A 26,263-nucleotide genomic window follows, 5' to 3' on the forward strand; every position below is an offset into this window, starting at 1 on the left:
TGGGATCTTGCTGCAGGACAATGTTAACAAGGGGAAGAGCTTTTGAAAGTATCAATAACACGACCGTTTGATAGTTTTTTTCGTGTTAATATATAAATAAAATTAAATAAAACTTGTTCTATGGTCGGATTTACTGTTATCCTTCTTCGCATCGGGTTGATAGAAAGCCCTGTTTATTTGTAAGTACCACGTTGTTATTAGTAATAATCCTTCGCGTTATCCTCAGTTAAATATTCGTTTTCTTCCTTGTTAAATTGCCTATTTTAAAGGCGCACTTTTATTAATTCTTAGGATACTATTATGTCTACTACAACTACTGGTTCAGTAAAATGGTTTAACGAAGCTAAAGGTTTTGGTTTTATTGAACAAGAGTCAGGCCCTGATGTTTTTGCTCATTTCAGCGCAATCACAAGTGATGGCTTTAAAACTCTAGCTGAAGGCCAACGTGTACAGTTTACTGTTACTCAAGGTCAAAAAGGCCCGCAAGCTGAAAATATCGTTTGCATCTAAATTGTTTAAATTGATGGGTTATTACTAACCCGTCAATATATAAGTTTGAAAAAAAATTGTTTATTTGTACGTACCACGTTGTTATTAGTAATAATTATACGCGCTGTCCTCAGTTAAATATTTTTTCCGGCTCAATCGTCTGAATTACAGACACACATTTACTATATTTAGGATATCTATTATGTCTACTACAACAACTGGTACAGTTAAATTCTTTAATGAAGCAAAAGGTTTCGGTTTTATCGAACAAGAGTCAGGTCCTGACGTTTTTGCTCATTTCAGTGCTATCTCTGGCGATGGTTTTAAAACCCTTGCTGAAGGCCAACGAGTACAGTTTACTGTTACTCAAGGTCAAAAAGGCCCGCAAGCTGAAAACATCGTTTGCATCTAATTGCCTTATTTAATGGGTTAGCAATAACCCATTAATGTTTAGAAGTTTGAAAGAAAGATTGTTTATTTGTACGTACCACGTTGTTATTAGTAATAATTCTACGCGTTATCCTCAGTTAAATATTTGTTTTTTCCAGCTCAATCGCCTCTTTATGGCACACTTTTATTAATTTTTAGGATATCTATTATGTCTAACACTACAACTGGTACAGTTAAATTTTTCAACGAAGCAAAAGGTTTCGGTTTTATCGAACAAGAGTCAGGTCCTGACGTTTTTGCTCATTTCAGTGCAATCTCAGGCGACGGTTTCAAAACTCTTGCTGAAGGCCAACGTGTACAGTTTACTGTTACTCAAGGTCAAAAAGGTCCACAAGCTGAAAACATCGTTTGCATCTAATTGCATACAATTTAATGGGTTAGCAATAACCCATTAATATTATTATTTAAAATAACCTCTGCATTTTTAATACATTTCACATTCTTTTATTCAGTATCTTATCGTACTCACAGTTTCGCGAAAATAATCCACTTTACCTGCCAACTCATGAGAAATAATATAAGTACGGCTGCTAACGTCTTTTTTTGCTTCACCATACCAAAATGATTGATCAAAGGTTGTTATATGCCAGCCATCCCCTAAAGCTTGAGATCCCATGCTTGTAATAAGGGTTCCTTTAGGAAAAATATCAGTACTTAGACGAGTTAATAAAGTTATAAAGCCAGCTTTGTCATTGCATTGTTGCCAACTGGTTTGCGCATCATCTTTGTAATGCTCTATACGCAGATCAATATCGTCAGCAATTAAATCTAGTAATGCCATATTTCCTTTTTCGAATAAATTTAAAACTTTATGAATTGCAATATCACTATAGCGTTCAATCATTTTTTAGTCCTTTTGGTTAATTGTATTGTTTTCTCAGTTGAAATTAGCAAATTCATAGCTATAGGTATAATATTGTTTATATTATCAATCTATAGGTAAATTATGTGATAGAGGTTAGGCCATTAACTTACTTCATCTCAGCATATGAGGAAGGATCAATCACTGCAGCGGCATCGCGATGTTTCATTGCTCAGCCTTCAGTTACTCATGCTATTAAAACTCTGGAAATAAGTTTAGGTGTTAAGTTATTTGAACGCAGTAAACGAGGTATAAAACCCACCGCTGATGGCCATAAACTTTACAAACTTGCGAGTGATTTACTGTTACAAAACCAGCAGTTAGAGGCCGCTTTTATACCTAGCAATGTGCACGAGTTAAATCTATATGTGCAGCCGGATATAAATATCGAGCGCTACGCTAATATTCTAGAACTGATAAAAAATACACCTATAAATGTTAACTTATTCATCGTTGATGTTATTGAACAAGCGCAAATAGCGCTGATTGATGAGCAATTATTACCACCACAGTTTAAATTTAAAGGGCTAAATCAAGAAGGCTATAAGCTGATCGTACATAAAGATCACCCCTTAGCGAAAAATAAAACAGTGGGTTTGAATGAGTTGCAAGGGTTAGCCTTTATTGAAAGGCCTTACTGCACTAATCGAAAAGCATTTGAAAGACTTATTAGTGATGAAAACATATCAATCACTTATCAAGGCAAAGCTATCCATGACTTTCAGCTTCAAGGCCTTGTAAAGTTAGGTTTCGGAGTTGCTGTTATACCTGAATCATACATTCAAAAAGAATGTGATTTAAAGTATATTCCGATTGTCTTAAATAACCCTATAATGCGCTCGATTGTATTAGCTTATCGAAAGTTACCAAAGAGTGTAGTTGCAGTTATCGAAGGTACCTCACTGATTTAAAGTTTTTATTTTATATCTCAGCCGTAAGGTATTATAGGTAAGTTAAATTGGCGATTTAGCCTATGCGCTATCTGAGGTATAATGCTTGAATTGTTGGTAATTGCCTCAATATAGTGATTACTTATTGCGATGTTGCATTATTTTAAATACAAGTACACCTCGTGATAATATCACACTTTATAACATCGCATTTATTCTTAAAATTTGGATTTGTCGTGGCGCAAGTAAGAGCTAGAGTCCAGCTTAATGTTGGCAAAAACAGTGATATTCCCGCAGAAATAATCTCATTCAGCGGTTTAAAAGATGGTCAAGAGCATGTTGCATTGGTATTTAACCGTGCAGATACAGAGCAATCTGTACCACTTATCCGTATGCATTCTGAGTGTTTAACAGGCGATGTATTTCATTCATCTCGCTGTGATTGTGGCGAACAACTCAATGAATGTATTGAGATGATGAACCAACAGGGTGGTATTTTGCTCTATTTACGCCAAGAAGGGCGCGGCATTGGTTTATATAACAAAATCGATGCTTATGTATTGCAATCACAAGGTATGAATACCTATGAAGCAAATAACCATTTAGGGTTTGCTGATGATTTACGTGACTTCTCAGACGCCGTTTTGATGCTTGAAGCGATGGGGTTAAATCATGTTAAATTAATGACAAATAACCCAAATAAATTAAATGCACTGCGAGATGCTGGGATTGAGGTTGATTCAGTTGTAGGCACTCACGCTCATATTAAAGCGGGTGTCGTGGGGAATCGTGCTTATTTAGAAACTAAAATTAAGCACGGCGCGCACATGTTAGATATAAAGAAGATTAAAAAACCATAGTTTTGAGCTTTCAACTCTGTGATCCCACCTTGCGCCGAGTTATACTCGGCGTGTTTTGTTGCTAATTTAAGAGCTAGTATGTCAATTGAATTACGAGTATTTAAAGCCGATGCTGGGCTGAAATGGTTTAAAGCTGGGTGGCATATTTTTAAAACACAGCCATTTACCTTTATTTTTATGCACTTATTTATAGGTATTGTCGGCTTACTGTCGCTATTTTTGCCTTTTTTGCAAATATTAGCCGCGCTTGCAACGCCATTTTTAACGGCTGGTTTTTACCAAGCGGTAATTACTAAGCAGCAAGGCGGAAAAATTATGCTGGCCGATATTCTTAAGCCTTTCACGGCTAAAGGTAATCGAATGGGGCTATTACGTTTGGCATTGTACCAAATGGCAGCGGGTATACTGATGGCACTATTAGCCAGTGGTTTATTTGGTGAAGCGGTTGAAATTATGAGTAATCCAAATGTAGATCCAAATATCGCATTGCAGCAAGTCATTAACAGTATTTCGATGGCGAATGTGGCTTTGTTTTTAATTGCTTTGTCGGTTTATTTAACCGCGTTTGCGTACGCTGTACCACTGGTTTATTTTAATAAACAAAAACATATATTTGAAGTGCTAAAAAGCTCATTTATGGTGTTTTATCACAACATGGCTCCACTGAGTATATACGGCGCAATTGCAGCGGGTTTGATGATGTTTTCAATGTTCTTATCATTCTTGCCTCTGTTGGTTTTAATGCCGATTTGTTACATTAGTTTTTTTGTTTCTTATCAAGCTATTTTTATGCCGATTGTACCGCCAGCAGATGAAAAGCCTGTGGCGCAGCAGTATAATGATGACAGCGGTCGTTTTGACGCGTAATGGCTGATGAAATGGATGAAGCTTTACAAAAAAAGCTAAAGAATTATGTACTTTGGTTACTCGGACGCCAAGAATATTCGCGTCGAGAGTTAACCCAAAAATTACAGCAAAAAGAGGCAACGCCTGAATTTATCGAGGCTTTATTAGATTGGTGCGAAGAGCACAATTTTATTAATGAGCAGCGTTATATTGAAGGGTTTGTTCGTCGTCATATTGCTAAAAAACATGGTTTAAAGCGTATACAAAGCGAAGCCATGGGAAAAAGGATTGACCGAACACTTTTAGAAAGTGTTATTGAATCATTTGAAATAGATTGGTTTGAGTTAGCGCAGGATGCGTATTTAAAGAAATATTCAAATTCACAGGACGACTTCGATCACAAAGAAAAAGCTAAGCGCGTGCGCTACTTAATGTATCGAGGGTTCAGTTACGAACAAATAGATTTTGCAATGCAAGCACAGTAAAAATGGGTGAGACGTTCACATGCAGCACATGACTACCGCACAGATCAGGCAACAGTTTTTAGACTTTTTTGCCAGTAAACAACATCAAATTGTTCCATCAAGCTCGCTTATTCCGGGTAACGATGCGACATTATTATTTAATAATGCCGGCATGGTACAATTTAAAGACGTATTTTTAGGCGCAGAAAGTCGCCCTTATAACCGCGCAACAAGCTCACAACGTTGTGTGCGTGCCGGTGGTAAGCATAACGATTTAGAAAATGTAGGCTACACAGCCCGTCACCATACATTCTTTGAAATGTTAGGTAACTTTAGTTTTGGTGATTACTTTAAGCAAGACGCGATTAAGTTTGCTTGGGAATTTTTAACCGACGTAGTAAAACTACCTAAAGAAAAACTGCTTGTTACTATTTATCATGACGATGAAGAAGCATTTGGTTATTGGGCTAACGAAATTGGTTTGCCTGAAGAGCGTATTATTCGTATTGCTACCTCAGATAACTTTTGGTCAATGGGTGACACTGGTCCATGTGGCCCATGTTCTGAAATTTTTTATGATCATGGCGAACATATTTGGGGCGGCCCTCCAGGCTCGCCTGAAGAAGATGGCGACCGTTTCATTGAAATTTGGAACTTGGTATTCATGCAGTATAACCGTCAAAGCGACGGTGCGATGGAGCCGCTTCCTAAGCAGTCTGTTGATACGGGCATGGGTCTTGAGCGTATTGCCGCTATTTTACAAGGCGTACATTCAAATTACGAAATAGATTTATTCCAAGGCTTGATTAAAGCAGCTGCAGAAGTGACCAATGCACAAGATATGGATGATAAATCACTGCGCGTAGTCGCGGATCATATTCGTTCATGTGCATTTTTGATCTCAGATGGTGTAATGCCATCAAATGAAGGTCGTGGTTATGTACTGCGCCGCATTATTCGCCGCGCGGTTCGCCACGGCAACAAACTAGGCGCACAAGGTTCTTTCTTTTATAAATTAGTAGCGGCGTTAATCGAGCAAATGGGTCAAGCGTACCCTGAGCTTGCAAAACAACAAGAAATTATTGAAAAAGTACTGCGTATCGAAGAAGAGCAGTTTGGTAAAACACTTGAGCGTGGTTTAGCTATTTTAGAAGATAGCTTAACGAGTTTGACCGGTGATGTGATCCCTGGTGAATTAGTCTTTAAACTTTATGATACATACGGTTTCCCTGCTGATTTAACCGCTGACGTTGCCCGTGAGCGCTTTATGAGTATTGATGAGCAAGGCTTCCAAGAGTGCATGGCTGTGCAGCGTAAGACTGCCCAGCAAGCGGGTAAATTTGGTGCAGATTACAACCAACAATTAAAATCTGATAAACACACAGACTTTAAAGGCTACACTGCAACACATTATAGCGGTACTGTAATCGAAATGTTCGCACAAGGTGAAACGGTATCAGTACTTGAGGATGGCCAACAAGGTATTGTAGTGCTGGACCGTACACCATTCTACGCTGAATCAGGTGGCCAAGTTGGCGACACAGGCACGCTAACAGTTGCCGGTGGTGAATTTACTGTTACTAATACAACCAAGCTTGGTAATGCTTTTGCACATCACGGAACAGTGATGGGTCGTATTGGTGTGAACGACAAAGTAGATGCAAACATTAATGATGCGCGTCGCGATCGCGTTAAAAAGAACCATACTGCTACGCATATTCTACACGAAGCACTGCGTCAGTTATTAGGCGACCACGTATCGCAAAAAGGCTCATTAGTAGACCCTGAACGTTTACGTTTTGATTTCTCGCATTTTGAAGCGGTTACTAAAGCTGAGCTACGTGAAATTGAGCGTGTAGTAAACGACGAAATTCGTCGTAACTTTGCCCTTAACACTGAGTTGATGGCAATCGATGAGGCCAAAGAAAAAGGCGCAATGGCGTTATTTGGTGAAAAATACGATGACGAAGTTCGCGTAGTCACCATTGGCGATTACTCGATTGAGCTGTGTGGTGGTACTCACGTAAATCGTGCCGGTGATATCGGTTTATTCAAAATCGTATCTGAAAGTGGTATTGCTGCTGGTGTACGTCGTATTGAAGCGGTAACAGGCGCTGATGCCATAGCTTACGTGAGCACGCAAGAGCAGCATTTAAACGATGTAGCGGCACTGGTAAAAGGCGATAGCGCCTCAGTGCTTGAAAAAGTAACCGCTTTGCTTGAAAAATCAAAAGGCCTTGAGAAACAAATTGCACAGTTAAGCGATAAGTTAGCAAGCGCAGCGGGTGCATCTTTACTTGATTCAATCGTTGAAATTAATGGCATTAAGCTACTTGTGGCAAACGTTGAAGGCACTGAATCAAAAGCGTTACGCGGCATGGTTGATGATCTTAAAAATAAGATTGGCTCAGGTGTTATTGCTTTAGGCGTTGCTGATGGTGACAAAGTAAGCCTGATTGCTGGTGTTACGAAAGACTTAATCGGTAAAGTTAAAGCGGGTGAGCTTGTGAACCACATGGCGTCTCAAGTTGGCGGTAAGGGCGGCGGTCGCCCTGATATGGCACAAGCCGGTGGTTCGCAGCCACAACATTTAAGCGCAGCACTTGATAGTGTTACAGCTTGGTTAACTGAGCGTACTTAAGCTTAAGTGGCGCTTATTGTTCAAAAGTTCGGTGGCACTTCGGTAGGCTCTATTGAGCGTATAGAAGCTGTTGCCGACCTTGTTGTGAAAACTAAGCAACAAGGACATCAAGTGGTGGTGGTGCTCTCTGCAATGTCTGGAGAGACTAACCGCCTCATCAATCTTGCCAAACAAATCGATGCTCGTCCGAGCAGCCGTGAACTCGATGTACTTCTAACAACGGGTGAACAAGTTTCTGTAGCACTACTTGCTATGGCTATTATAAAGCGTGGCCATTCTGCGGTGAGCTTATTAGCAGATCAAGTGAATATTCGTACTGATAATATGTTTGGTAAAGCGCGTATTGAAGACGTAGCAGCAACAAGGCTAAAACATGAACTTGAGCATAATCGCATTGCAATTATAGCTGGATTTCAGGGGCGTGATGTTGAAGGTAATATTACAACGCTTGGTCGTGGCGGTACAGATACCTCTGCAGTTGAGATTGCAGGTGCAATAGGTGCCGATGAATGTCAAATCTACACAGATGTTGACGGAGTCTATACAACCGATCCTCGTATTGAGCCTAAAGCGCGGCGTATGAGTCATGTCACTTTTGAAGAAATGTTAGAAATGGCTAGCCTCGGTGCAAAGGTATTGCATATTCGCTGTGTAGAAGCCGCTGGTAAATATAATTTACCGATAAGGGTGTTGTCGAGTTTTAACCCAGATCAAGGCACACTAATTAGCTTTGAGGAAACCGATATGAAAAGTAATGTGGTCTCTGGTATTGCTTTTAATCGTGACGAAAGTCTTATTAACGTTAATGGTGTGCCTAGTGGCACTGAGTATTTAGCGTCAATATTGAAACTTTTTTCAGAAAATGGCATCGAAATAGATATGATTAATCAAGTTAATCATAACTTTGAAAAAATAGACTATGCTTTTACAGTACACACTAATGATTTTGATCAATCGCTTGAAGTATTACGTAATAATCCCCACTGTATTAACAGTGATGATGTTTCAGGTTGTAGCTCAGTAGCTAAAGTATCAGCCGTTGGTGTAGGTATGAAATCACACTCAGGTGTGGCAAGTTTATTTTTTGATGCATTAGCAAAAGAGAATATTCAAGTGTTATTAGTATCAACATCTGAGATTAAAATCTCAGTTTTAATAGATGAAAAATACTTAGAATTGGCAGTACGTGCATTACATAAGGTTTTTTTAACGGAAAATGAATCGATTTAGAGTTTTTACTTACTTTTAAGGCTTATTTTCTTTAAGATACGAACGCGGAATCTTTTAATTTATTGGAATAATGGGAGCAAGAGAATGCTAATACTAACTCGTCGAGTAGGTGAAACCCTAATGATTGGTGACGAAGTAACAGTCACTGTACTAGGTGTTAAAGGAAATCAAGTACGTATTGGTGTTAATGCACCTAAAGACGTATCGGTACACCGTGAAGAAATTTACATGCGTATCCAAGCTGAAAAGTCTAACCCGAATCCGGGCAACGATTAATTAGCCAATTGAATTGATATGAAAGAGCCGCTTATTAAGTGGCTCTTTTTTTTATGTATTGAATAACGTCATCAGTGAGTACGCTGTTTGAAATATATTGCATACCTTTACTACTTTTTAAAACAATGCCTTGATTAGTAAAGATCACTTCATCAATGTTTTGCCATTCAAGTTGATAGCTTTTATACGGATTAACGCTTTTAAACCCTTCTTTATCAATCGTTAGGGTCGCTTCTGAACCTGATGCACGACTGAGCATTTGACGCGTTACCCACCAAGGTCTACGGTAGTAAAAAGCAACACACTCCAATACAGCAGCCATGATCATAAAGTTGCCTAAATAGTGCTTATCCATTACATATATTGCAATCAGCCCAAGGCTTACCAGCAATGCTAAAAAAGCATATTTAGGTTTTGCTTGTCCACTATAGGGCAATGATTCATCAAAACATTCATAAAAATAAGGTTTATCAAGGGTGTAGCTTGTAGTGAATAACATAGTTTTACTATTGATTCTAACAGTTGCGCTATTTTAGCAAGCTTAATTAAAAAAAGCCGTTTCTTTTGGCTTTCATTATGAGATGTTAAACAAAATAATGACGCTTTATGATGGGTAATATGTTTGGTTTAATGAGTTCGATCATTGTGTTGGTAAGTGCAAGCTCACTCAGTGCTAGCCCAATAGAAGCAAAACCGGTGACAGATTTTTTGGTTATGGCAGACATGCCTTATACAATTATTGATCATAAAAACTTAGCCCCCACAGGTCTTTTAGGTAAAAAAATAGCGCAAACTCCTCATGGTTTTTTAATGCACTTAGGTGATATGAAAGCGGGCGCAGAGCCATGCACTGATAAGTTACTTACAACACATAAGCAACTGCTTAGTACTTTAACAGAGCAGCCATTTGTATTTACACCAGGGGATAATGATTGGACCGACTGCGACCGTGAAAACTTAACCCCTCGTTATGATGAGCTAGAGCGTTTGGCTTTTATAAAAGAATTGATGTTTGATAAGGCTTACCTTGAAAAAGTGACTACACTGACGGGCTTTAAACGCCAAACGAGTATGACAGAAAATGCGCGTTGGCAGTTCGCTGACGTTGAATTTATGACGCTGCATATAGCGGGGACTCATAATGGTCGTCGGCAAGTATTAAAAAGTGATAAGCAAATGGCTTATCACCACGCAGACTTAAGAGATAGCAATAACCTAAGCTGGTTAGCGCAAGCAGACCCAAAAGCCAAAGCCTATGTTATAGCTTTTCAGGCAGATATTTATACTCATAAAACGGAGCAAGCTGCATGCAGTGAGTTGGTTACTGCCAATTGTGATGGCTTTAAAATCTATCGTGATGCACTAGCGCAGTTCGCCCAATCGGTGGAAAAACCTGTACTTGTCATTCATGGCGACACCGGTGAGTTTTGCCAACAAAAGTTAGCTGCTAATTTAACTCGTTTAAATGCACCCGGCGACTATATGTTTAGCGATATTGCCCAAGTTAGCATTACTGAAAGTAAAGATAGCAACGAGATAAACTGGCAAATTACGAGCCTTAAAACCAACAAACCATTAGTAAGAATCTGTAACTGAGCAATCTATGTTTAAGTTAATAATTGAATGTTAAGCGCACAGTAAACATATCTGCTTGCTGGGTAACATTATAGTGCCAGTTTAGTTGTTTACAGGCTTGGTTGATGATCATAAAGCCAAGTCCATTGCCTTTTTGGGTAATGTCTTTATTCGTAGTATTAGTAAATGTAATGCCAGTTTCACAAAGAGTTACCTGTAAATCGCCATTTGCATAATGTTGATAATTTCTACTGATTTGTTCTAACATTAAATTCAGTAATGGCTTGTAAGTTTTGATTTTTAAAGTTTTTATACTCATTTTAAGAACAATGCACACACCTTTGTTCGCTAAATTAGTTTGCCAATTTTTAAGGTAGGTAGTTAAGTTTACCTCGTGTAAGTGGCATTCTTCTAATTGCCATAATGCTAAAATAGCATCACTACTTGTGGTGAGGTTTTTGTGTGCATGAGACAGTTGATCTATTATAGGTAGAGCCGCAAGTGGTAAATCATCTTGCTGGGCGAATAAAGACAAACAATGGTTTATTTGGCTCAATGGTGTTCGCACTTCATGGCTTAAAAAAGCGGACAGTAAACGCTCTTTTTGTTGTGCATCTTGCTCTTTCGCTCTAATTGACCTCAACTGAATTGCAACAGTATCAAATTCATCAAAATAAAAAGTACGAATTTTCTTATCATGGACAGTGGCATGTAGCTTTAAAGTTTCAGTGATGATTTTTTTCGAACTATTTATGTTGATAACAATAATAACGACAGTGAGTATCCCAGCTATAAGCGCTAACCAAGGGAGTAAAGAGAGGGACTCTGCTTGGGCAAAATAATGAACTACAAATATTGGAGTGGTGTTTGTGCTGTATGGCAAAATATAAACATCATCACGATTGTGTTGTAATAGCGATACCTCGTTAAGCTCTAGTTGCTGTTGCTGCCATAAGTCAATGATCCAAGCTGGTAAGTCGTTTATGTTTTTAGTAACAATTTTAAAATCATCAATGTAAGGCTGCGCCAAATGGTTTTCAGCTAATTGCTCCGCATCATAAAACAGGTAATGTGCGGCGGTATCATCTAATGCATAGTGATAGCTATTTAATACGATAGCTATCCAAATCACTATAATCGTGAGTAGTGTAATGGCTGTACGTAATACTAAAAATTGGCTGATTGAATGTTGTTTTACTTTAGTCATTTGCCAACCTAAGCGCTACGCCTTGTTTTTTTAACGTATGCAGTAGCTCCACCTCGTCATCTTTAGTGAGGTTCGTTCTTAGTCGCGTAAGTAGTGACTTATACATGTTGTTATTTACATCTTGATCTGGCCAAACTGTATTTATTATCATCTCTTTACTCACTGGAGCAGGGCTATGCCTTAGTAATAAAGCGACTAAAGTCCATTGTTGAGGTGATAAAATAATAGTGCGCTGCGCTCGTTTTATAATTTTAGCTTCTAGATCGATACTCAGGGTATCAAGATTAAAGTGTGTGGCTTCACAGCTATGTTTTTTTGCAAGTAATTTTATTCTTATAACTAATTCTTCAAGTGCAAATGGCTTGGTTAAATAATCAAGTGCCCCTGCTGCAAATGCGGCGAGTTTATCTTCAAGCGCACTGCGTGCAGTGAGGAATAAAATAGGCGCGGTGTTAGTATCACGCCATTGTTGTGCTAATGATAAACCAGTGCCATCGGGTAAGTTGATATCAAGGATAATGGCATCATAATGTTGCCCAACACAGATCCCTTTTGCTTGCGCTAAAGAGCGGGCATAGTCCACCTCAATACCTTCATTTTCTAAAAAGGTAATAGCTTGTTGTGCAAGAATTGCGTCGTCCTCAACTAATAATATAATCATGGTGTTCTAGGGCCTGCTTATTTTTAGAGGGTAAATTTACAGTAATGAGTTTATTTTCAGTCATGTAGAGCCTGTGGTGTGTGGTTACTCCCCATAAATAGGCGATAACGTAGCATAAATGCTAAACATGCGCTGCCCTTTGTACTCTGACGCGGGGTGATAAAACAGCCCCTTTATTGAACGTATTTTAATCATAAAAAGTCAACTGCTTCTATACTGTTACCTTTAAGTTACCATTACTTTGTTAGTGTAGCGCTAAATATTTGGAGACAACAATGGGTACTATTAAAATGAATTTAGCAACGAGTGTTTTTGCTCTCAGCTGTATGCTGTCTGGCTGCGGTGATACGCCACCACAAGCATCTGAAAAACAAACCGATAACAATAATTCTAACGCGCATGTGGCGACTAAAGTTCTTTATAATGCGGATGTGTATACGGTTAACGGTCAACAACCGTGGGCAGAGGCAGTCGCTTTGCAGGATAACAAAATAGTATTTGTTGGCTCTAACGATGACGTTCAAGATTTTATTGGGGCAACTACAAGCGTGCTCAATTTAGAAGGTAAAATGGTGCTGCCAGGGTTTCACGATGTGCATATGCACCCACTAGAATCTGCTTCTACAGCGACGCAATTTAGTATCCCGAGTTATGCTACAGCCAATGAGTACATTGATGCTATTTATAATGCCTCGGTACAAAATCCAGATGCGACATGGCTAATAGGTTATGGGCATGAAATAGCGACTTTACTCGCTATGCGTGACTCGCCACTTTCTGTAATAAATGAAGCCGTTAAAGATAGACCTGTGATCATCATGGAACAAACATCGCACTCTATGTGGGTCAATAGTAAAGCACTTGAACTGGCAGGAATTACTAGCCAAAGTAAAGATCCAATTGGTGGGGTGATTGGTCGCGATGAAGAAGGCTACCTTGACGGTATTTTATATGATAACGCAGGTAATCAGGTGATGGAGCTTGCTATGCAGTCTTTACCAGATGCACAGCAACAAGATTACTTAGGGTTAATTGAATACACTATGCCCGAACTGAACAAGGCAGGCATAACGTCAATCAGCGATGCGCGTACGTATTGGCAGCGCGGGCACATAGAAACGTGGCAACGGGTTGCTGACGAAGATAAATTAAGTTTACGAGTTAATTTAGGGTTGTGGGCATATCCGCAAATGAATGACGAAAAACAAATTGCTAAGCTAAAAAGCTTGTACCAGTCAGACCAAAATAGCTTGTTAAAAGTAAACCAAGTAAAGTTTTATATGGATGGTATTTTAGTTAATACGACCGCCGCAATGCATGAACCTTATGCCATTAATTGGCTCGATTTATATGGTAATAAAGGGCTTAATTACTTTTCTCAAGCGCGTATTGAAAAGTATCTGACAGCACTGGAAAACCAAGGGTTTGATTTTAATATCCATGCCATTGGTGATAGAGGGATCAGCGAAGCGCTCAATGCGATAGGTAATGCGTCTATGGGTAAATCTCGTCACCGAATTACCCATTTAGAAGTCATAGATCCTGATGACTATAAACGCTTTGCACAGCTTAATGTAATTGCTGATGCGCAAGTTGCGGGAGAGTTTACTAACCCGGCGCATTGGCCTGAAGTCGCTGAGTTTATTGGCACCGAGCGAGCGCAAGATTTAGTACCAATAAAAAGCCTGGTAACGGCAGGAGCAAGGCTAACACTTAGTAGTGATTGGAATGTCAGTACGTTTGATCCTTTAGTAGGGTTAATGCATGCAGTTACCCGTGCACCACAGGCAATTACTTTAGAGCAAGCCATTGCAGCGTACACCATTAATAGTGCGTATGCGATGCGACAAGATGATTTAGTAGGCAGTATTGAAGTGGGTAAACACGCTGATCTCGTCGTACTTGATAAAAACCTATTCAACATTAAACCAGACGAAATTACATCGGTGAAGGTGATGATGACATTGCTAGACGGTGAGCAAGTCTATAAACGTTAATAATTTAATCCTTGAAAGTAGCCGTTTTAAATTCGAGTGAATAGCAGTGGCATTCACTCGAGTTTAAAGTTATTACAGTTAGTCACCTCTTAAACCGGCATCTTTCATAAGGTTTTCAAGCTCATCTTGTAATTCAAACAGTTCAGGTTCTATTTGCTCTAGTTCGCAGTCATTTTTAAGCGAAGTTTCAATAGTTTCTGAAAGAGCCTTTAACTTTGGCACTCCCGTATAACAACACGCACCATGAAATTTATGAATAATACTTAAAACATGCTCACAATCTTGGCTAGTGGTGGCCTCATCAAGTAGGCGCAATGTTTCTGGCACACTCAGTAGTAACATGTTGAGCATTTCAAGGGCGAGCTCATTTTTACTTCCGGCACGTTGCAATGCCAATGGCCAATCTAGCGATGTGCTAACAAAAGGAGGCTCAATGTATGCTTGGATATTCCGATTTTTGTCACGTTTAAGAGGCGATTGTGGACTATGATCACTAATAATTTGTTTTAGCATATCCTCATCAATTGGCTTGGTTAAATAGCCTTTAAAACCGTCTTTAATGAGTTGTTCTTTTTCACCAGCAAGCGCATGGGCGGTGACAGCAATAATAGGCGTGTCTTCATTTAATGAGGATTCTAAAATTAATTTGCAGGCAGTAATACCATCCATTATGGGCATTTGAATGTCCATAAAAATAATATCGTATTTATTGCTCTTACAAATGCTATAAGCTTGGGATCCGTTATGAGCGGTATCTATGTGCTCTATTTGCTCTTCAAGTAATGTGCAAATGAGTTTTAAATTAGCATCGTTGTCATCAACCACAAGGACTTTAAGCGGCAGTAGCTTTTCGGTGTTTTCTTCAATGTTATGAACAGGGTGATCAAGGCGATACGGTGCTGCAAGTACTTCACATAATTTGCGATGGTTGAGTGGTTTACTAAGGCATGCATCTGCACCGCAGCCTATATAGGCTTCTCGCATATTATGAGAGACGGTATTGAGCATTAAATATAAGTAATCGGTAGAGTCTCTAGCGGCTTTAATATAGCCTTTTAAACGCTGCATTTCATCGACTGCAGCAACATGGCCGATAATACAAATGTCGTAATTAAACTCTTTGTTTATCTCTGCTAAAAAGCTTTCTTCTGTAAAGCAGCCCGTCACTTGAGTTTGCCATTCATTTAATAATGACAATACAGCATGGTGAGTATGCTCATGCGGCTCAAGATATAAAATGCGTTTGTTAGCAAGTGATTTACTCGGCAAATCACTATTGTAACTATGATTAGGGATTCTAAATACACCATTAAAGGTAAAGCACGTACCTTGGCCCGGCGCTGAATTGAGGGTTATTCGACCGCCCATCGCTTCAACGATATGCTTAGTAATAATCAAACCTAAACCAGTACCCCCAAACTTACGTGTAATGCTTGAGTCCGCTTGGCCAAAAGGGGTAAACAATGCATCTTGCTTATCCATTGGAATGCCAACGCCCGTATCAGTAACTGAGACTAAAACAGAGGCGCGCTCTTCATCAAGCAGTCGATGGCCTATATCAATTTTGATTGCGCCTTTTTCAGTAAACTTAATGGCGTTGCTGATCAAATTGATTAACACTTGCTTAAAGCGAGTTGGGTCACCGGTAATGTTATCAGGTACTTGTGAATTAATATAAATCGATAGTTCGAGCTGTTTTTCATCAGCACTTGGGGCTAGTAAAGTGAGCACTTCGTTAACGTTATCGCGTAGCTGGAATTGAATTGATTCAAGTTCCATTGCACCAGCTTCTAATTTAGAAAAATCTAAAATATCACTAATGATAGTCATTAAACTATTGGCTGATAACTCAATGGTATCGAGGTAATCTTTTTGATGTTTATTAAGCGGTGTTTTATGTAACTGCCGAGTAAAACCAATTACACCGTTAAGAGGCGTTCGTAATTCATGACTCATTTTTGCTAAAAAGTCAGATTTAACACGGTTAGCGTCTTGCGCATCTGTTTTGGCAATGCTGAGTTGAATATTTTGTGTTTCATAAAGCTCTAATGATTCACGTAAATCGCTGGTGGCTTGGTCAATGTGTTTTTGCATCTCATCTTTTTGACCCACCATGGTATCTGAAATTGTATTTAGGCCTTGGCGTAATAATTCAAATTCGCCAACCATAGGCTGCACTAAACCAGTGTCTCTTTTACCTTCTATTAATTTATCTGTTGCTAAAACAAGTCTGTTTAAAGGCGTCATAAACATATGACTTAAACGAATCGCCAATATCGCAGCAAGTACTAAAGCCAGAATAATAATAATACCGGTAACTAATAACGCGCGTTGTTGGCCAATAATGGCCTGACTTTTATTTAGTTGTACCACAACCGTGCCAAGCGATGCTTGAAATGCTGCGCTGTCCCATTGTGAATCGGGTGTTGAATGATTAATGATGGGAGTAAAAAAGGTAATAAGGTGATTATTGTCTAAAACTTTTGTTGTTTTGGTATTTTTTAAATTTTCGTCATGCATAAGATCATCAAAGTCACGATGATAGTTACTTGTTAGCACGAGTTCATTGCGTTCATCAAAAATGGCAATGGTCTTAATTGAAGGGGAGTGTTTATTATGAGCATGACTGATCAAACGGTTTAGCAGTTGTTTGTTTTTTGCCAATAGGGGTTGTTCAATTGCAATTGAAAGAGGCTCAGAAATAGTGCTGCCTTGCTGATATAAAATTTCATCAAGCTCAATGTAACGATTTATTGTAAAATAGCCGCCAAGTAACAACCCAATAAGCACTGTGGGAATAAGTGTTAGCGTTAAAACTGAGTCGCGCAAACCAAGTTTAGTCATAAGTGAACGTTGTTATCATTATTAGTTAGTTAAAGAGTATATACTTATAAGCTAGTAATCAATCACTCACGTAGAATCAATATTTAAGGTGTTGCCCGATGGCGCAGTTTTTCCAAGCAAAAAAGAAAACCCTCACGCAAGAGTCATTAACATTGGCTATCACAGGTATGGATCATCAGGGGCGAGGGGTCGCAAAGCACCATAACAAAGTGTGTTTTGTAAATGGAGCACTGCCGGGCGAAACCGTTAAAGTTAAACTAACAGAAGATAAAGCCCGCTACAGCGCGGCAAATACGATCAAAGTCATTAGCGCCAGTGAATCACGAGAAAAACCTTTTTGTGAGCATTACCAACAGTGTGGCGGGTGTCAGTTGCAACACTTACGCCTTGATCAACAATTAGTTGAAAAGCAAGTTGCTGTGAGCCAGTTGTTTACAAAGTTTGCCAAGTTAGATGGCATGAATTGGCAAGTGCCTTTACTTAGCGCGCCAACGCATTACCGTCGCAGTGCACGCTTAGCTGTTATGTACGACAAAACAGCGAAGAAAATGCGCGTTGGTTACCGTGCTCAAGGCTCAAAGCAAATCGTGTCGGTTAAACAATGTGAAGTGTTAAGCGATGTGTACCGCGATATTTTTAGTGTTTTTGATACAGTACTAAATCAAAATGGCGAGCTTAGAAGTGTGAGTCATATTCAATTATGCCAAGCTGACAAACATAATTTTGTTGTACTTCGCCATACAAAAAACATTAGTGAGGCGTTAAAAAATACAATTGTAGAACTTGGTTTGATGCATAAGTGGCGTGTTATTTTTCAAGGTGAAAGCCAACATATTGAGCATAGCCATTTACCTATGCCATTTTATCATTTACCTGAATTAGACTTAAAATTTGAGTTTGGCCTTGATAACTTTATTCAGGTTAACGCGCAAGTAAATCAGGCTATGCTATTGCAAGCCGTAAAATGGCTTGATTTAAAAGGCACAGAGCAGGTTTTAGATTTGTTTTGCGGCATTGGAAATTTCTCATTGGCGATTGCAAACTACGCAAAAAGTGTGATTGGTGTAGAAGGTGTTTCATCGGCGGTTGCAATAGCGGCGCAAAATGCGCAAACTAACCAAATTACAAATGCTCAATTTCATTGTTTTGATTTAACTCAGGCAATGCAACAAGCGCCGTGGTTTAGTAAAGACTTAGATATATTGGTGCTTGACCCTTCTCGTACCGGTGCTATGGCTATTTTAGAGCAACTGCCACTTAAGCAGTTTAAAACAATTTTATATGTGTCTTGCGATCCTGTTACTTTAGCCCGTGACAGCGCGATTATTACGCAAGCGGCATTTTCACTCGAAAAAATAGGGCTAATGAATATGTTCCCGCACACAGGGCATATTGAAACAATGGCGTTATTTCAAAGGAGGTAGAGCGCATTATGGTAGCTACTCGGCAATCACACCAACACGATACACAGGGTGATTTTAATACACGACTTGATTTACTTAATTTAACGCAAGAAAAACGCGACCAGTTAAATAAAGCAAATACCCTTTGTGCAGAGCTTCAAAATCATCACCAGCAAAATATGGCCATGGAAATGGTTGAAATTTTAGTGGAGATGAACCTCGATTCAGACACGCTAGTAACGGCCTATATTACACCGTGTTTTTTAGCTAACCTCATTGAAATAGACACCATTAGTGAAGTAATGGGCAGTCATGTAGCTTCACTGCTAACGGGGGTTTCGCAAATGGCGACCATTAGCACTTTGGCGCATCAAGGAACTGGGACAGTACAAGTTGATAAAATACGGCGTATGTTATTGGCGATGGTTGAAGACGTACGTGCCGTTGTAATTAAGCTTGCTGAGCAGGTGTGCTACTTGCGCGAAGTTAAAAACGCCACTGAAGAAGAGCGTGTTATTGCCGCAAAAGCCACGGCTGATATTTTTGCGCCGCTAGCGAACAGGTTAGGAATAGGTCAACTTAAGTGGGAGCTTGAAGATCTTTCATTTCGCTACCTACACCCAGATTTATACAAGAGCATTGCCAAGCAATTAGACGATAAGCGCCTTGGCCGTGAAGCGTATATGGCTGATATGGTCGAGCAGGTAAAAACAAAGCTAGAGCAAGTGGGTATCAAGGCTGAAGTATATGGTCGGCCAAAACATATTTACAGCATCTACAAAAAAATGGCGCAAAAGAACTACGAGTTTGACCAGCTGTTTGATATTCGCGCAATGCGAATTGTTGTTGATGAATTACAAGATTGTTACGGTGCACTTGGTATTGTGCACACTAATTGGCGTCATCTTAATAAAGAATTTGATGACTATGTAGCAACACCAAAACAAAATGGTTACCAGTCAATTCATACCGTGGTGTTTGGCCCTGAAGGTAAAACGGTTGAAATTCAAATTCGTACCCATGCCATGCATCAAGATGCTGAGCTAGGAGTTGCCGCTCACTGGATGTATAAAGAAGGTGCATTGCCTGGGCGTGGCTCTGGCTATGAGCAAAAAATTAGCTGGTTACGTAAATTATTGCAATGGCAAGAAGAAGTCGTTGATGGCAGTGACCTAGCGGATGAGCTAAAAAATCAAGTGGTCGAAGATCGCGTGTATATATTTACACCGCGTGGCGATATTTTTGATTTACCACTGGGCGCGACCCCTTTAGATTTTGCATATTACATTCATTCAAATGTGGGGCATCGTTGTATTGGTGCAAAAGTATTTGGCAAAATAGTGCCATTCACTCATCAATTACACACCGGTGATCAGGTTGAAATATTAACTCAAAAACAACCTAACCCCAGCCGAGACTGGTTAAACCCATCGTTAGGTTATATTAAATCATCGCGTGCAAGAGCAAAAATACACCATTGGTTTAAGCAGCTCGATCGCGATAAAAACCTCAGTGCAGGTAAAGAAATTCTCGATAATGAATTGCAAAAGCTTGATTTAAACTACAAACATCTTGAACCGGCAATTAAGCGCTTTAATTTTAAAGAGTTAGATGACTTAATGGTCGCGATTGGCGCAGGCGATGTGCGTTTAAATCAATTACTTAATTTTATAACCGACAGAACCGATGATGAACCCGTTATTCGGTTTAAAACGCCTAGCAAAGTTAGCGGTGACAAAAATGGGATCGTGGTTGACGGTGTCGGCAGCTTAATGAGTCATATGGCCAAATGTTGCCGCCCAGTTCCTGGTGATCAAATTATTGGTTATATAACACAAGGGCGTGGCATTGGTGTTCATCGTGATGACTGTGATTCGTTCACCAATTTAAAAACACAGCATCCAGAGCGCGTCATAGCTGTAAGTTGGTCAGATGAAATTCATGGCTCTTACGCATTAGCAATTAAGATAGAAGCCAGCGATAGAGCAGGGCTTATTCGTGATATTAGCTCTGTGTTAGCGAATGAAAAAGTTAACGTGTTGAGTATGAACATGGAAATGGTCGATGCGCGTCAACTAGCGCTCTTTACCATGCAAGTGGAAGTGCATGATCTGTCCAGTACTAACAGGCTTTTATCAAAGTTAGATCAAATCGAAGGTGTGCATGAAACCAAGCGCAGTCACTAATATCGCAACTAGGAAATTAAATGAGCCAAACAACTAGTACCTCAACAAATGCTTTAACTGAGCTATTAGCTATTATGGCCAAATTACGTGATCCTAAAACAGGCTGTCCGTGGGATATAAAGCAAGACTTTAAATCAATTGTGCCACATACCTTAGAAGAGGCTTATGAAGTGGCTGATTGCATCGAAAAAGGTGATTTAGGTGAGCTTAAAAGTGAACTCGGCGATTTACTTTTCCAAGTGGTTTTTTATGCGCAATTAGCACAAGAGCAAGGTCTGTTTGATTTTAGTGATGTAATGGCTGGATTAAATGACAAGTTGGTTCGTCGTCACCCTCATGTATTTACTGAGCAACAAGCATTAACCGATGAACAACTCAGTGAGCAGTGGCAAGTAATTAAAGCCCAAGAGCGCGCCATAAAAACAACCCCACAAAGCGCATCAATTTGGCAAGATATTCCGGCAAATTTACCGAGTTTAAGCAAAGCCAAAAAGATTCAAGAGCGTGTTTCAGGGTTAGGCTTCGATTGGCCAAATTATCATGGTGCGTTAGATAAGGTAATCGAAGAAGTGGATGAAGTAAAAGAAGCATTAGCGGTTGATCCACTTTCTGCGCACAGTGCTGAAGAAGTTGGCGACTTACTTTTTGCCACCGTCAATGTTGCGCGGCATATCAAGCGTGATCCCGAGCAGTTGTTACGCAGCGCGAATGATAAATTTTCAGCGCGATTTGAAAAAGTGCAAACTTATTTGCACCAACGTGGGCAGTCGCTTGATACAGCAAGCCTTGTTGAAATGGACGCCGCGTGGGATGCAATAAAAAAGCAGAAGTAAATAATACGAAACTCCGAGTGCGTTTTTTGTGCAGGGAAATACTAACTTTCACTGGATTGATGGCAGTGCCTTTGCTATAATTTCGCCCCGTCTTGATCATATTCCAAAATCACTTGTTTGGGTATTATATTCCTTTTAATTCCTGATATTCTAGGGTTCGCATGAGTACAAAATTTATCTTCGTTACTGGCGGAGTTGTTTCTTCGTTGGGTAAAGGTATTGCAGCAGCATCGTTGGCAGCTATTTTAGAAGCCCGTGGTTTAAATGTAACCATTTTAAAGCTGGATCCTTACATCAACGTTGACCCAGGCACAATGAGCCCAATTCAACATGGTGAAGTATTTGTCACCGAAGACGGTGCTGAAACTGACCTTGATTTAGGTCACTATGAGCGTTTTATCCGTACCAAAATGACAAGCCGTAACAACTTCACACAAGGCCGTGTATATGAAGATGTACTACGTCGTGAACGTCGTGGCGAGTACCTTGGTGCAACAATTCAGGTTATTCCACATATAACTAACGACATTAAGCAACGTGTATATGACGGTGCTGTAGGCCATGATGTGGCTATCGTTGAAATTGGTGGAACCGTAGGTGATATTGAATCACAACCATTTTTAGAAGCAATTCGTCAGCTTGGCACAGAAATTGGCCGTGAGCGCGCATTGTTTATTCACTTAACGTTAGTGCCATTCTTAGGCCCTGCGGGAGAAGTGAAAACAAAACCAACACAGCACTCAGTTAAAGAGTTACGCTCAATTGGTATTCAACCAGATATTCTTATCTGTCGTTCAGATCGTAAATTACCAAACAATGAACGTGCAAAGATTGCTCTTTTCACTAACGTTGAAGAAAAAGCGGTTATTTCATTACCAGATGTAGACAGCATTTATAAAATTCCTGCGCTATTAAAGTCGCAAGAGCTTGATAACTTTGTATGTCGTCGCTTCCACCTTGATTGCCCTGAAGCTGATTTAGTTGAATGGGAACAAGTGTTATACCAAGAGTCTAACCCAACAGGTGAAGTGACTATTGGCATGGTTGGTAAATATATTGAACTCCCTGATGCATACAAATCAGTTAACGAAGCACTTAAACATGCTGGCCTTAAAAACCGCTTAACTGTAAATATTCAATACGTTGATTCACAAGATGTTGAAAGCAAAGGAACAGAGTTACTTGCTAACCTTGATGCAATCTTAGTCCCTGGTGGCTTTGGTAGTCGTGGTGTTGAAGGTAAAATTTTAGCGGCAAAATATGCCCGTGAAAATAAAGTACCTTACCTTGGTATCTGTTTAGGTATGCAAGTTGCGCTTATCGAGTACGCACGTAATGTAGCAGGCCTTGAAGACGCAAACTCAACAGAGTTTAATGCTAATTCAGCAAGCCCTGTTGTAGGTTTAATCACTGAGTGGTTAGATGCAGAAGGTAACGTTGAAACACGTAGCGAAAAATCTGATTTAGGTGGCACTATGCGTTTAGGCGCACAAAAATGTCATTTAACACCTGGCTCTAAAGTACATGAAGTGTATGGCAGTGATGAAATTGTAGAACGTCATCGTCACCGTTATGAAGTTAACAACAACTTTGTTGAAAAACTTGAGCAAGCAGGTTTGAGCTTTACTGGCTTATCAGAAGATAAGAAATTAGTAGAGATCATCGAAAATAAAGATCACCCGTGGTTTATTGCAGCTCAATTCCATCCGGAATTTACTTCAACACCTCGCGATGGTCATCCGCTATTTGAAGGGTTTGTGGCCGCAGCACACGCCTATCAAAAAGCGTCGTCGTAATAATTATTAAGCCGTGCTAGTTGCACGGCTTTTTTGTTTTAAAACCGACTGCGTTAAGGAAAATTAATAAAGTCGGAATATGCTCACCATTTTGGGAAAAGAGGAATCAAGATGTCAAATATCGTAAAAGTGATCGGTCGCGAAATTATGGATTCGCGTGGTAACCCAACTGTAGAAGCGGATGTACATCTAGCTGACGGTTCATGGGGTCGCGCAGCTGCACCATCAGGTGCATCAACAGGTACACGCGAAGCATTGGAATTACGTGATGGTGATAAAGCACGTTATTTAGGTAAAGGCGTATTAAAGGCTGTTGGTTTTATTAATAATGAAATCGCAGGCGCATTAGCAGGGCAAAACGCATTAGAGCAAAGCACTGTTGACCAAGTAATGCTAGATTTAGATGGCACTGAAAATAAAGAAAAATTAGGTGCCAATGCAATCTTAGCTGTGTCATTAGCAACTGCAAAAGCGGCTGCACAATCTAAAAAAGTAGAGCTTTATGAGCACATTGCTGATCTAAACGGCACGCCTGGTGTGTACTCTATGCCATTACCAATGATGAATATCATCAACGGTGGTGAGCACGCTGATAACTCGGTAGATATTCAAGAGTTCATGGTTCAACCTGTTGGCGCTACTAACTTCCGCGAAGCACTACGTATGGGCGCTGAAATATTCCATAGCCTTGCAAAAGTACTTAAAGCTGATGGTCACTCTACAGCTGTGGGTGATGAAGGTGGTTTTGCACCTAACCTTGCTTCAAACGAAGCTGCACTTGCGGCAATTAAAGTTGCAGTTGCAAATGCAGGTTATGAGTTAGGTAAAGACGTAACACTTGCGCTAGATTGTGCTGCATCTGAGTTTTATGACAAAGAAGCAAACATTTACGACCTTAAAGGTGAAGGTAAAAAATTCACGTCTGAAGAATTTAACTTCTTCCTAAAAGACCTTACAGAGCAATATCCAATCGTATCTATTGAAGATGGTCTTGATGAATCTGATTGGGACGGCTTTGCGCATCAAACTAAACTAATGGGTGATAAAATCCAATTAGTGGGCGACGATTTATTTGTTACAAACACGAAAATCTTAAAGCGTGGTATTGATAACGGTATTGCTAACTCAATCTTAATCAAATTTAACCAAATTGGTTCACTAACTGAAACGTTAGCGGCAATCAAAATGGCTAAAGATGCTGGTTTTACAGTTGTTATATCACACCGCTCTGGTGAAACAGAAGATTCTACAATTGCAGATCTAGCTGTTGGTACTGCTGCAGGCCAAATTAAAACGGGTTCATTAAGCCGTTCTGATCGTGTTGCTAAGTACAACCAACTTCTTCGTATTGAAGAGCAGTTAGGCGCTAAAGCACCGTACAACGGTCTTAAAGAGGTTAAAGGTCAGTAATTCTTTTATTAGAATCTGGTTTTTACTCTTAGGAAATCCTCGCTTCGGTGAGGATTTTTTTGTTAAATCTTAATTTTCGCAGCATAAAGCCCCACCGATATAAATTATTCTGACACCCGTAGGAACCCGCTTTAGCCGTGATTATTAACCGAGTTTTAAATAGAAAAATTATTAAACATGCGTAGAAGGCGCAAGTTTACCTCGCGCATTATTTAAAGGTATTTTAAAGCTGAAACTGCTGTTTTAAAATCTCACCGGTAAAACTGGTTTTCAAGTAAAAACCACGAGGTAGGGTTTTTATAATTTGCCCATTTGGCCCGATGGCATCTGTAACAATGCGACTATTCGCCGCTTTTGGGCGAATTTGCATAGCATCCCCTAAGTGCCCCGATATTTCATCAACGCGTCCTAATGCGATGAGCTCCATTTGTTCTTCCCAATCGCGTTGTAGTTGCGCGTCTTGAATAGCACTTGGTTGCCATAAAAAGCCACTGCCGATGGTTCTATCAAATGGAGTTATTTCTCGCTCACCTAAAATGGGTAGCCATAGCACATGAGCCAGTTTTTTACGTACATTGCTTTGTTGCCACGTCATGCCAGTGACATTTAAAAGAGGGGTAACCGAAACAAAAGTGGTTTCAAGTGGCTTACCTTTAAATGAAATAGGTAATGTTTTGAGTTCTATTCCAAGATCCTCAAAATCAGGCACTGGTTTTGAGCCCGCAGTAGCCCCTAATACATACTCAATTAACTGCCCAGCCCAGCCTTTTTCGCGTAATAAGTCTTCGGGGGTTTTAAATTGATATTGTTGTGCTAACTGGCCTAACGTCATACCAGCAATATTATTAACACGTCGCATTAATTCATTGATTGAATGTGGCTTTATTACTCGCATAACCGCTTTATTCTATTGTATAAACTCATCGGTCATGATAGCAAAAGTGACTAACCGTGGATATCTTTGGTTTTGTGTGTTTTTTGTACTGTCGTGGTTTGGCGTGTTTTTGAACGTTTTTTATTGCGGGTTTTAAAGTTTAATATACTGAATTTTATAGCTTTTATACTAATTGCCTATAGGTGGCACGTTGTGTTCTGAATAGTTGCGGGGATAAATACAGAACTATAAACAATGTTATCCACAGAATCTGTGGAAAAGGCTGTATTTTAGATCGTTCATTGTGGACTTGTTTGCTAAATGAGCTGTATAAACTAAAGTTATGCACAAGCTGTGGGTAAGGTGCGTAAAAGGTGTATACCTCGCTTTCTCAAAATAGGAGGTTTGAGGTAACGGGTTGATTGTAGTCATAGTGTACCTACACCCAAGCCACCTCAAGATACAGTTT

General features: G+C 39.7%; 23 protein-coding genes. 17 read left to right on the plus strand and 6 right to left on the minus strand.

The annotated features are described in order from the left end of the window. The first annotated feature begins 300 nt into the window (after positions 1-300). The 3 genes from ACJJVX_RS08975 to ACJJVX_RS08985 all read left to right on the plus strand — a co-directional run bounded on the left by ACJJVX_RS08975 (position 301) and on the right by ACJJVX_RS08985 (position 1,297). A complete protein-coding gene (locus ACJJVX_RS08975) occupies positions 301-510 on the plus strand; it encodes a cold-shock protein (RefSeq protein WP_054203413.1) in 210 nt (69 codons plus the stop codon). Between the two features lie 181 nt (positions 511-691). After that, positions 692-901: a cold-shock protein gene (locus ACJJVX_RS08980; RefSeq protein WP_016706518.1), complete on the plus strand. Its 210-nt coding sequence runs from the start codon at positions 692-694 to the stop codon at positions 899-901. Between the two features lie 186 nt (positions 902-1,087). Then, positions 1,088-1,297, plus strand: a complete 210-nt coding sequence (locus tag ACJJVX_RS08985) for a cold-shock protein (RefSeq protein ID WP_054203412.1) — start codon at positions 1,088-1,090, stop codon at positions 1,295-1,297. A gap of 90 nt (positions 1,298-1,387) precedes the next feature. Here the strand turns inward: ACJJVX_RS08985 and ACJJVX_RS08990 are convergent, their stop codons facing one another. Then, the gene (locus ACJJVX_RS08990) at positions 1,388-1,783 is read right to left on the minus strand and encodes a hypothetical protein (protein WP_054203411.1); all 396 of its coding nucleotides are present in this window, start codon (positions 1,781-1,783) and stop codon (positions 1,388-1,390) included. A 104-nt stretch (positions 1,784-1,887) separates the two neighbouring features. Between ACJJVX_RS08990 and ACJJVX_RS08995 the strand changes: the two genes are divergently transcribed. The 7 genes from ACJJVX_RS08995 to csrA all read left to right on the plus strand — a co-directional run bounded on the left by ACJJVX_RS08995 (position 1,888) and on the right by csrA (position 9,008). Next, entirely contained in the window at positions 1,888-2,712 is an 825-nt protein-coding gene (locus ACJJVX_RS08995; RefSeq protein WP_054453810.1) for a LysR family transcriptional regulator, read from the plus strand. Positions 2,713-2,927: 215 nt separating this feature from the next. Then, complete coding sequence (ribA, locus tag ACJJVX_RS09000) at positions 2,928-3,551, plus strand: GTP cyclohydrolase II (protein ID WP_054203409.1); 624 nt, start codon at positions 2,928-2,930, stop codon at positions 3,549-3,551. 78 nt (positions 3,552-3,629) lie between these two features. Then, positions 3,630-4,418, plus strand: a complete 789-nt coding sequence (locus ACJJVX_RS09005) for a BPSS1780 family membrane protein (RefSeq protein WP_405631135.1) — start codon at positions 3,630-3,632, stop codon at positions 4,416-4,418. 11 nt (positions 4,419-4,429) lie between these two features. Continuing rightward, positions 4,430-4,882, plus strand: coding sequence for a regulatory protein RecX (locus ACJJVX_RS09010; protein WP_054203484.1), 453 nt, complete (start codon positions 4,430-4,432; stop codon positions 4,880-4,882). A 19-nt stretch (positions 4,883-4,901) separates the two neighbouring features. Further along, positions 4,902-7,502, plus strand: a complete 2,601-nt coding sequence (alaS, locus tag ACJJVX_RS09015) for an alanine--tRNA ligase (RefSeq protein ID WP_054203407.1) — start codon at positions 4,902-4,904, stop codon at positions 7,500-7,502. Positions 7,503-7,508: 6 nt separating this feature from the next. Continuing rightward, a complete protein-coding gene (locus tag ACJJVX_RS09020; RefSeq protein ID WP_054203406.1) occupies positions 7,509-8,732 on the plus strand; it encodes an aspartate kinase in 1,224 nt (407 codons plus the stop codon). A gap of 84 nt (positions 8,733-8,816) precedes the next feature. Next, on the plus strand, positions 8,817-9,008 hold the full coding sequence (gene csrA, locus ACJJVX_RS09025; protein ID WP_054203405.1) for a carbon storage regulator CsrA: 192 nt from the start codon (positions 8,817-8,819) through the stop codon (positions 9,006-9,008). A gap of 34 nt (positions 9,009-9,042) precedes the next feature. On the opposite strand, the gene ACJJVX_RS09030 is transcribed toward csrA, so the two are convergent. Beyond that, a complete protein-coding gene (locus ACJJVX_RS09030; protein WP_054203404.1) occupies positions 9,043-9,507 on the minus strand; it encodes a YcxB family protein in 465 nt (154 codons plus the stop codon). A gap of 107 nt (positions 9,508-9,614) precedes the next feature. Between ACJJVX_RS09030 and ACJJVX_RS09035 the strand changes: the two genes are divergently transcribed. Next, positions 9,615-10,604, plus strand: coding sequence for a hypothetical protein (locus tag ACJJVX_RS09035; RefSeq protein WP_405631138.1), 990 nt, complete (start codon positions 9,615-9,617; stop codon positions 10,602-10,604). Positions 10,605-10,620: 16 nt separating this feature from the next. On the opposite strand, the gene ACJJVX_RS09040 is transcribed toward ACJJVX_RS09035, so the two are convergent. Next, on the minus strand, positions 10,621-11,790 hold the full coding sequence (locus ACJJVX_RS09040; RefSeq protein WP_405631139.1) for a hypothetical protein: 1,170 nt from the start codon (positions 11,788-11,790) through the stop codon (positions 10,621-10,623). After that, on the minus strand, positions 11,783-12,451 hold the full coding sequence (locus tag ACJJVX_RS09045) for a response regulator transcription factor (protein ID WP_064435323.1): 669 nt from the start codon (positions 12,449-12,451) through the stop codon (positions 11,783-11,785). The genes ACJJVX_RS09040 and ACJJVX_RS09045 overlap by 8 nt, the downstream gene beginning before the upstream one ends. Before the next feature lie 275 nt (positions 12,452-12,726). Here ACJJVX_RS09045 and ACJJVX_RS09050 point away from each other — a divergent pair, with 275 nt between their 5' ends. Further along, entirely contained in the window at positions 12,727-14,448 is a 1,722-nt protein-coding gene (locus tag ACJJVX_RS09050) for an amidohydrolase (RefSeq protein ID WP_405631142.1), read from the plus strand. Positions 14,449-14,526: 78 nt separating this feature from the next. Here ACJJVX_RS09050 and barA read toward each other — a convergent pair whose 3' ends face one another. After that, on the minus strand, positions 14,527-17,292 hold the full coding sequence (gene barA / locus ACJJVX_RS09055) for a two-component sensor histidine kinase BarA (RefSeq protein ID WP_054453818.1): 2,766 nt from the start codon (positions 17,290-17,292) through the stop codon (positions 14,527-14,529). A 98-nt stretch (positions 17,293-17,390) separates the two neighbouring features. Between barA and rlmD the strand changes: the two genes are divergently transcribed. The 5 genes from rlmD (at position 17,391) to eno (ending at position 24,920) form a co-directional block, all read left to right on the plus strand. Continuing rightward, positions 17,391-18,716: a 23S rRNA (uracil(1939)-C(5))-methyltransferase RlmD gene (gene rlmD / locus ACJJVX_RS09060; RefSeq protein WP_405631145.1), complete on the plus strand. Its 1,326-nt coding sequence runs from the start codon at positions 17,391-17,393 to the stop codon at positions 18,714-18,716. Between the two features lie 8 nt (positions 18,717-18,724). Next, positions 18,725-20,881 (plus strand): GTP diphosphokinase, encoded by a 2,157-nt coding sequence (gene relA, locus ACJJVX_RS09065; protein ID WP_054203398.1) that lies wholly within the window; start codon positions 18,725-18,727, stop codon positions 20,879-20,881. A 20-nt stretch (positions 20,882-20,901) separates the two neighbouring features. After that, complete coding sequence (mazG, locus tag ACJJVX_RS09070; RefSeq protein ID WP_064435324.1) at positions 20,902-21,714, plus strand: nucleoside triphosphate pyrophosphohydrolase; 813 nt, start codon at positions 20,902-20,904, stop codon at positions 21,712-21,714. Positions 21,715-21,875: 161 nt separating this feature from the next. After that, a complete protein-coding gene (locus ACJJVX_RS09075) occupies positions 21,876-23,510 on the plus strand; it encodes a CTP synthase (protein WP_054203396.1) in 1,635 nt (544 codons plus the stop codon). Between the two features lie 111 nt (positions 23,511-23,621). After that, positions 23,622-24,920: a phosphopyruvate hydratase gene (gene eno, locus ACJJVX_RS09080; RefSeq protein ID WP_054453824.1), complete on the plus strand. Its 1,299-nt coding sequence runs from the start codon at positions 23,622-23,624 to the stop codon at positions 24,918-24,920. Between the two features lie 223 nt (positions 24,921-25,143). On the opposite strand, the gene mutH is transcribed toward eno, so the two are convergent. Beyond that, on the minus strand, positions 25,144-25,815 hold the full coding sequence (gene mutH / locus ACJJVX_RS09085) for a DNA mismatch repair endonuclease MutH (RefSeq protein ID WP_064435325.1): 672 nt from the start codon (positions 25,813-25,815) through the stop codon (positions 25,144-25,146). Between the last annotated feature and the right edge of the window lie 448 nt (positions 25,816-26,263).

This window comes from Pseudoalteromonas sp. Ld20 (assembly GCF_045064175.1).
Taxonomy (GTDB): Bacteria; Pseudomonadota; Gammaproteobacteria; order Enterobacterales; family Alteromonadaceae; genus Pseudoalteromonas; species Pseudoalteromonas neustonica.